Annotated in this window: 6 protein-coding genes; all 6 read left to right on the top strand. The window is 60.1% G+C overall.

Annotated features, from left to right (window positions below; translation table 11 throughout):
- The first annotated feature begins 201 nt into the window (after positions 1–201).
- Complete coding sequence (gene rpoH, locus B3520_RS08925; protein WP_286806091.1) at positions 202–1059, top strand: RNA polymerase sigma factor RpoH; 858 nt, start codon at positions 202–204, stop codon at positions 1057–1059.
- A gap of 85 nt (positions 1060–1144) precedes the next feature.
- The gene (locus B3520_RS08920; protein ID WP_024461576.1) at positions 1145–1525 is read left to right on the top strand and encodes a DUF423 domain-containing protein; all 381 of its coding nucleotides are present in this window, start codon (positions 1145–1147) and stop codon (positions 1523–1525) included.
- 43 nt (positions 1526–1568) lie between these two features.
- The gene (gene trmB / locus B3520_RS08915) at positions 1569–2294 is read left to right on the top strand and encodes a tRNA (guanosine(46)-N7)-methyltransferase TrmB (protein ID WP_286806092.1); all 726 of its coding nucleotides are present in this window, start codon (positions 1569–1571) and stop codon (positions 2292–2294) included.
- 302 nt (positions 2295–2596) lie between these two features.
- On the top strand, positions 2597–3658 hold the full coding sequence (gspC, locus tag B3520_RS08910; protein ID WP_286806094.1) for a type II secretion system protein GspC: 1062 nt from the start codon (positions 2597–2599) through the stop codon (positions 3656–3658).
- Positions 3659–3685: 27 nt separating this feature from the next.
- Positions 3686–5674 (top strand): type II secretion system secretin GspD, encoded by a 1989-nt coding sequence (gspD, locus tag B3520_RS08905; protein ID WP_286806096.1) that lies wholly within the window; start codon positions 3686–3688, stop codon positions 5672–5674.
- Positions 5675–5824: 150 nt separating this feature from the next.
- The coding region (locus B3520_RS08900) for a GspE/PulE family protein (RefSeq protein WP_286875880.1) at positions 5825–6917 on the top strand (1093 nt) is incomplete at its 3' end.

Genomic DNA, 6917 nt, shown 5'->3' with positions numbered 1-6917 from the left:
TAAGCGAAGCGCATCCGCCGTCAACCGCAGGGTCCGAGCGCAGCGGCAAAACCCGCATCCACCGTCACCCCAATCTCTATTTTTAACTTAACTCACTGATTCATAAGGTTTTTATGCTAAGGCAAGGGAACTTTTCAGGGCTTGGCAGTCTAACCCTGCAGTGCTACACTCAATGTCCAAAAATTCTCAGGAGGTAAGTGAATGAGCACTAGCCTGATGCCGGCCGGGGTACTGTCTCCCGGTGGAAACTTAAATGCCTACGTTCAGGCTGTCAGCGCCTTCCCGGTTTTGGCCGCGGAAGAGGAGCAGAAGCTGGCGGAGGACCTGTATTACAACGGCAACCTCGAGGCGGCGCGTCACTTGGTGATGTCGCACCTGCGCTTTGTGGTACACATCGCTCGTTCTTACAACGGTTACGGCCTGCCCCTGGGGGATCTGATCCAGGAGGGCAACGTTGGCTTGATGAAGGCGGTCAAGCGGTTCAACCCGGAGAAGGGCGTGCGTCTGGTGTCCTTTGCGGTGCACTGGATCAAGGCGGAGATTCACGAGTTCATTCTGCGCAATTGGCGCATTGTGAAAGTGGCTACCACCAAGGCCCAGCGCAAGCTGTTCTTCAACCTGCGCGGTGCCAAAAAGCGCCTGGCGTGGCTGAACAACGATGAAGCCGAAGCGGTGGCCGAGGATCTGGGCGTTGATGTCAAGCACGTGCGTGAGATGGAAGGACGTCTTTCCTCTTACGATGCGGCCTTCGATGCCGGTGAAGAAGACGATGATGACAGCCATTACGTGGCCCCGGTCCACTACCTCGAAGACAAGCGGTACGATCCCGCCACCCAGTTGGAAGACGCCAACTGGGAGGAAAACAGCGTCAATAACCTGGAAAAGGCGCTGGAAACCCTGGACGATCGAAGCCGGGCGATTCTGCAGCGGCGCTGGCTGAGCGAAAGCAAGGCCACCCTGCACGAGCTGGCCGATGAGTACGGCGTATCCGCCGAGCGCATCCGTCAGTTGGAGAAGAACGCCATGAAGAAGGTGAAAACTGCCATACTGGCTGCCTGATCAAGCGCTACCAATGGCCCTCGAAAAAGCCGCGCCTCGCGCGGCTTTTTTGTGTAACTGAACTTTTTATGGGGAGCGGTGCGCTATGGCGGCTGTGTTTTTGGTGTTGGCCGCGTTGTTTGGTCTGCTATCGGTCATGCTCGGCGCCTTCGCCGCCCACGGGCTGAAAGCCCGGCTACCGGCGTCCGCCCTGTCGGCGTTTGAGACCGGGGTTCAGTATCAGATGTACCACGCTCTGGCGCTGCTGGCGGTGGTTGCGCTGCTGCGCTGGTTCGGCCCGACGCTCTCCCTGCTGACCGCCGGTTGGACCTTTGTCCTCGGGGTGTTGCTGTTCTCCGGTAGCCTCTATGGGTTGGCTCTGGGCGGTCCGCGCTGGCTGGGGCCGGTGACACCTCTGGGTGGCCTGTGTTTCATGGTGGGCTGGGTCCTGTTGCTGGCGGTGGGCATTCGGGCCCTGAAAACCTGAGGCGACCTGGGAAGCCTCAACTCATTCGACGATAGTGGAATTCATGACTGAACAAGATGACAGCCGGCTGATGATTCGCCCGGAGTACAAACCCAAGGCCATTCGAAGCTACGTGATTCGGGCCGGGCGGATTACCGAGGGGCAGCGGGCGGCCTTTGACGATTGCTGGCCCCGTTACGGGCTGAGCCTTCACGATGGACGATTGGATCTGGAGGCCACTTTTGGCCGCGTGGCCCCTCGGGTGCTGGAAATCGGTTTTGGGATGGGAGATTCCCTGCTGGCCATGGCACAGCAGGAACCGGACAAAGACTTTATCGGCATCGAGGTGCATCCGCCCGGCGTGGGGCGACTCATCAAAGGCGCCGCCGATGCCGGGCTGGATAACCTCCGGGTGTATATGGCGGACGCCATTGATGTGCTGGATGACTGCATCCCGGAGGGCGGCATCGATCGCTTTCAACTGTATTTCCCCGATCCTTGGCACAAAAAGAAACACCATAAACGGCGTATCGTACAGCCGGCTTTTGTCGAAAAGGTGCGCACCAAGCTCAAGCCCGGCGGTATTTTTCATCTGGCGACGGACTGGCAGAATTACGCCGAGCATATGCAGGCGGTGATGGAGGCGGCTCCGGGGTTCACCAATGCGGTGGCACCGGGGCAATACGCGGAGCGTCCCGACTACCGCCCCATCACCAAATTTGAACAGCGCGGTGCCCGTCTGGGGCACGGTGTGTGGGATTTGTTGTACCGGGCCCCGGCCTCTGAGTAGCGGCCCGGGAATGGCCGGCAGACCCCGCCAAACGTGACCCTGGTCGCGATTCCGGAGGGGTTTCGGTTTCAATTCCGGGGCAGAGACGGTATGCTCGCCGAGCGTTTTTTCCGCGAGCGGAATTTACCTTGGCATAATAGTGTCATAACCATCGGTTACAAGGCCTCTTGCGCTTTGGCGTCTTTTTCCTGGCCTGACTGATCTGGGGTACAATCCGTGGTCGTGGCCGGATAAGAATAAAACCATCGTGGCGCAGGCAGATCGCCAGTGGTAGCGCGTTCGAGCGTGCGTGGAGTAGTCAATTGTCGAACACAGAAAGGAAACACAATCCGTCGGCATCCGCAGGGACCGACTGGCGCAGTGAACGACTGGCCGAGTGGCTGCGTCAGGGTGGCGTATGGCTGGCTCGGGTGCCGTCCGGTGTCTGGCGTTTTGGTGCCAAATTTCTCATTGTCCTGTGGCTCAGCTACACCCTGGCCCAACTGCTGTGGGTACTGATACCGGCGCCGGAGATTCCCAAAGCGCAAGTGGCGCCGAATGCGGTGACCTCCGAGCGCAGTGGCGGCTCGGCCAGAGCCGTGGATATCGCGGCGCTGGCGTCACTCAATATCTTTGGAGAGGCCTCGGCCGACGAGGAGCCCGGTGCGTTGGACGGGGAAGCCGCGGGTCCCGCGAGCGGCCCCAGTATTGAGGATCAGGCGGTAGATACCGACCTTAAGCTGGTACTGCGGGGCGTGATGGGCAGTAATGACGAGACCGCTGCCCGTGCGATCATTGCCGATGGCAAAGACCAGGCGATATATGCGCCCGGTGACGAGTTGCCGGTGCGAGGCAGCGTGACCCTGGAAAAGGTACTGCCCCTGCGGGTCATCCTGAACAACGCCGGGCGCTACGAATCTCTGTGGCTCTATACCGACGACGACTGGAGCAGCAGCCTCGCTGCCAGCCAACCAGTGCCCGATACCCCGGGGCGCAGCTGGGAGGGCGACGAAGAGCCGGTCTACGATACCCCGGCGGAGACGCCCGGTAACACCGGGGAAGCGCCGCAGGAGGAGCTTGAAGACGCCGCCGATGAGGTTGCCGCACGGGTGGGCAGCCAGTCATTGTCCGATGTGGTGTCCATGAGTATTCACCGGGAGAACGGTCAGATCGTCGGGTACAAGATCCGCCCCGGTCGGGATCGGCAACTGTTTGATTCACTTGGCCTGCAGGCCGACGACGTGGTCAAGGCGGTCAATGGGGTTGAACTCACCAGCCCGCAGCGCGTCATGGAAATTTATCGCGAAATGGGTGATGCCCGTTCCGCCAGCCTTCTGATTGACCGGGATGGCCAGGAAGTCTCAATCGACATCGAGCTCGAATAACAGCGAGGAAGACCAGTGAAAGTGTGTGTGCAACGTCTGGCAGGAACTCTAGCAGCGGCTCTGTTCTGCGTCAGCCTCAATGCCTGGGCGCAGCAGACCTGGACGGTGAACTTCAAGGACACCGACATCCAGGAAGTGATCAAGTTCGTTGCGGATGCCACCGGCAAGACCATCCTGGTGGACCCCAAAGTGCGGGGCCAGGTGCGGGTCATGTCCCAGGACGCGGTCAATAAAGAAGAGCTGTACGAGCTGTTCCTGTCCATGATGGATGTGCAGGGGTTCACCGCTGTTGAGAATGGCAATGTGGTGCGTATCGTTCCCAACCGGGACGCCCGGTCGTTGCCGGTCCCCACGGACCTGGGCTCCAACCCGCTCGGGGATGACACCTACGTGACCCAGGTGTTGAAGCTGGAAAATATCAGTGCCTCCAAGGTACTGCCTACCCTTCGTCCGCTGGTTCCCCAACACGGCCACCTGTCCGCCTACGATCCCAGCAATGCCATCATCGTCACCGACACCCGCTCCAATATCCTTCGGTTGAAAGAAATCATTTCCCAGATTGATCAGTCCTCTGTGGTGGAAACCGAGCTGATCGAGCTGGAGTTTGCGCTGGCCGAAGACGTGGCCCGCGCCGTGACCCAGATTGAAAAGCCCGGCGCCGGAGACGGCGGTCAATCCGAACTCACCGTGGTGCCGGACAACCGGATCAACGCGGTGCTGGTGCACGGCGATGATCTCCAGCGCGAACGCATTCGCCAACTGGTTGAGCGTCTGGACCGGCCGCGCACCAAAGACAGTAATGTTCGGGTGGTCTATCTCAAGTACGCGAAAGCGGAAAATGTGGCGCAAGTGCTCAACGGCGTGATGCAGAACATCGCCCGTTCGGAAGAGGGCGGCAACAACAATGCCCGTCGTCAGGAGACCAATGTCCAGGCCGATGAAGACACCAACTCCCTGCTGATCACCGCCAACAGCGATACCATGGAGTCACTGCTGGCGGTGATCGACAGCCTCGATATTCGTCGCGCCCAGGTGCTGGTCGAAGCAATCATCGTGGAAGTGGAAGACACTGATGGTCGGGAGTTGGGCATTCAGTGGATGTACCGCGACGACAAGCGCGGCTTCGGCAGCTCCACCACTGGTAGCGGTCAGCTTGGCGCTATTGGTGTTGGTGCACTGGACAATAATGATGATAACGACAACGGACTGGTCAGTCTGGCGGGGACACTGTCCCAGACTCAGGGACAGATATTCGGCATAGGTCGACTTGGCGAGCGCACCGATTTTCTGGGCATTCTCAATATGCTGCAGGAAAACAGCTCTACCAATATTCTCTCGACGCCCAACCTGCTGACCACCGATAATCACACAGCGTCGATTTCCGTGGGCCAGAACGTGCCCTTCGCCACCGGCTCCTACGCCTCCACCGGCGGTAACAGCAACCCGGGCAACCCCTTCCGGACCATTGAGCGGCGCGACGTGGGTATTCTCTTGGAAGTGACTCCTCATGTGAACGCGGGCGACAGTGTGGTGCTGGATATTTCCCAGGAGGTGTCCAGCCTGTCCAACCTGAACAACTCCGACGGTCCGATCACCAACCAGCGCAAACTGGAAACCCAGGTGTTGGCGGCGAACGGTGAAACCGTGGTTCTCGGTGGTTTGATCGAAGAAGAAATTCAGACCTCGGTGCAGAAAGTGCCGTTCCTGGGCGATGTACCGATCATGGGCCGCCTGTTCCGCAATCAGGTGGACTCCCTGTCGAAAACCAATCTGCTGGTGTTCATTCGCGCTACGGTGATCGAGGATGACCAGCTGCTTAAAGGCGCCACCGCGGAGAAGTACAAGGCGCTGCGGGAACAGCAGGAAAACCGTCGCCGCGCAGGTGGCATGCTGTTCAGCACTGACGACATTCCGATGCTGCCCGAATGGCAAGAAAAGGTCGACGATGCCGAACGCATTCGCATGATGAGCGAGGAGCGCGAGGACGATCAGGCCGACGAGGCGGAAGAGGAGTAACCTGTGGCGGTAGAGTCGATGCTGGACGAGTTTGAAGAGAACAACGCTTCACCGCAGCTGCCGGAGGAAGAGGAGGTTCAGGCCGCCAGCGCCGGTGAGGACGCGGCCCACGCGCGTCTGCCCTTTTCCTTTGCCTCCACTCATGGGGTGATGCTGGACGAGGAAGAAACCGAAGCCACCCTGCTCTATCGTCCCGGGCTCAATCTCAATGTATTGCTCGAACTGCAACGATACCTTGGAACCAAATTTCGCCTGAAAGAAATTCCCACCGAAGATTTTCAGCGGCGCCTGACCCAGGTCTACCAAAGTGGCGATGGCGCCGCGCAACAGGCGGCCGAGGATCTGGGGGCCGAGTACGACCTGTCGTCCATGGCCGAGGACCTGGCCGATCGAACCGACCTGCTGGCGGGCAATGACGATGCCCCGATCATCCGCCTGATCAATGCCATCCTGTCCCAGGCGGTGCGCGAGGGCGCCTCGGATATTCACCTGGAACCGTTTGAAGATCGGGTGTCGGTGCGTTTCCGTATTGATGGGGTACTGAGTGAAATCCTGTCCCCCAAGGCCGAGCTCGCCCCGGTGCTGGTATCGCGCCTGAAGGTTATGGCGCGCCTGGATATCGCCGAGAAGCGCCTGCCCCAGGATGGCCGGATTACCGTGCGCCTGGCGGGCCACGCCGTAGACATCCGGGTGTCCACGATCCCCTCGGCCCACGGTGAACGGATTGTATTGCGCCTGCTCGACCAGGCGGCCGGGCAACTGACCCTGGACCAGCTGGCCATGCCGCCCTTTGTGCGCGACCGGCTGGCCAAAGCCCTGCTCAAGCCCCACGGCATCATTCTGGTGACCGGTCCGACCGGTTCGGGTAAAACCACCACCCTGTACGCGGGCCTGAGCCACATCAATACCCGCAGCCGCAATATCCTGACCATTGAGGACCCGGTGGAATACCTCTTGCCGGGCATCGGCCAGACCCAGGTCAACTCCAAGGTCGACATGACCTTCGCCCGCGGGCTGCGCGCGATTCTGCGTCAGGACCCGGACGTGGTCATGGTGGGTGAGATCCGCGACGGTGAGACCGCCGAAATTGCCATTCAGGCCAGTCTGACCGGTCACCTGGTGCTCTCCACCCTGCACACCAACACCGCCATCGGTGCGGTGATGCGCCTGAAAGACATGGGGGTTGAACCCTTCCTGCTGGCCTCCAGTCTCGAAGTGGTCATGGCCCAGCGCCTGGTGCGCA

Source organism: Marinimicrobium sp. UBA4509, assembly GCF_002388575.1.
GTDB classification, from domain to species: domain Bacteria; phylum Pseudomonadota; class Gammaproteobacteria; order Pseudomonadales; family Cellvibrionaceae; genus Marinimicrobium; species Marinimicrobium koreense.
This window is presented reverse-complemented; position numbering and strand designations above follow the sequence as displayed.